The organism is Microvirga tunisiensis (assembly GCF_009296175.1).
Taxonomy (GTDB): domain Bacteria; phylum Pseudomonadota; class Alphaproteobacteria; order Rhizobiales; family Beijerinckiaceae; genus Microvirga; species Microvirga tunisiensis.
Window position 1 is genome coordinate 1 of the sequence record NZ_VOSK01000757.1, and the last position, 1,357, is coordinate 1,357.

At 60.4% G+C, this 1,357-nt stretch carries 2 protein-coding genes; one reads left to right on the top strand and one right to left on the bottom strand.

The features are described from left to right. Positions 1-313: 313 nt before the first annotated feature. Positions 314-616 carry a LuxR C-terminal-related transcriptional regulator gene (locus tag FS320_RS51345; protein WP_152718659.1) on the bottom strand — a complete coding sequence of 101 codons (303 nt, stop codon included), beginning with the start codon at positions 614-616 and terminating at the stop codon, positions 314-316. 560 nt (positions 617-1,176) lie between these two features. Here FS320_RS51345 and FS320_RS43430 point away from each other — a divergent pair. Beyond that, a partial coding sequence (locus tag FS320_RS43430; protein WP_244627766.1) for a sugar phosphate nucleotidyltransferase occupies positions 1,177-1,357 on the top strand: 181 nt, incomplete at its 3' end.

Consider the following 1,357-nt stretch of genomic DNA (forward strand, 5'->3'; position numbering starts at 1 on the left):
CCCCAGAGTGTCGATGATGCGTGGGGCAAGAGCGATCGCGACGATGCACAGCGCTTGCAGGATGAAGATCGTCAGGCCCGGGACTTTACCGATCATAGGGACCGCGCCTCCTGAAGCCGCGTCAGGTACGGTGGCAGATCCTTGGGTGCCTGTATACCGCCGATACCAATCTCTTCGCGGTCAGCCGTTCGGAACCTCGAAGCCGTCTTTCCGTGATGCTCGAGAGACGAACCTGGAATCTCGGCTGTGCGGATGTCGCTTGCTCCGGGTGTCGAGGAGCGCGTACTCGACGCCTCAGCCGGTCGCTGAGCCTTTATTGTTCCACCACGGGACGATATGCATCCGGTACGAGGCATACAGGTCTTTTCGGACTAAGCCTCTGGCTGGATGACCCAACAGCCTTTCGCAAGATGGCCTTGATGTGCTCTTTCACGGCGGCCTCGTCCGCGCCAACTTCAGCAGCAATCTCGGCCTTCGCCCTACCGGCTTTCAAGAGAAGAAGAATCTGAGCTTCTGGATCTGTCAGGGACTGGTTCCGGGAGTGGTTGAGATTGGCCGCGAGTGGCGGCCCATCTGCGCCGGGGTACTGAATTGTTGAAATGAACCTGGCCACCATCGCCCCTACGGATCAACCCTTTGGTAATACTTTGCCCTTGAGGCGAGGGGAGTTGCCACCGCGATTTGGAGGTAGAGCAGCCGCCCGTCCCACTCTTCGGAGAACATGTAGGTCCTGCTGAAGGAATGACATGAAGGAGTGAAGTGACAGTGGTCTAGCTCTTCCGTGTGGATCGTACAACGGGCGCTGTCGTCAGACGAGGAGCCCGGGAGGGCAGTCCATCCGTGCCAACTCCCGGGGCTCGTCAACAGCTGTCGTTGAGAGGCAGCTGGAGTCAGAGCGAGCTGATTTGCCGGAGGTGACAAGCGCTTCGAGCAAGGCGCGGCGGCGTGGCGCACTGCTGAAGCTGGGAACCTGACCTCACGTGCGCTTTGCGTACGCTCCCGCGTGTAGCTCTGAGGCAAAGAAGCCGATGGCGGTGTCCTCTTGATCCATACCCTGTTGGCTTAGGGGGCCTGCTCTGGCGGATGCTCTCCCTTGCTCCTGAGGAACTTCCGCTCATCTCAGAGCATAGAAGCTTAGCGGGCCAGAAGAGCCTCGCTTGAATGGGAGGAAAGCTGATGCCGACGAGCCCTGCCTCTGCCCCGCTCTCTCGCCGCACCATGGCCTATGTTCTGGCCGGAGGCCGCGGCAGTCGCCTGCTGGAGCTGACTGACAAGCGGGTCAAGCCGGCGGTTTACTTCGGGGCAAAGTCGCGCATCATCGACTTTGCCCTCTCGAACGCCCTCAACTCCGGCATCC

Excerpts from the sequence above, each read along its gene's own strand:
- FS320_RS51345 (WP_152718659.1), bottom strand. The coding sequence starts at position 616 with ATGGTGGCCAGGTTCATTTCAACAATTCAGTACCCCGGCGCAGATGGG.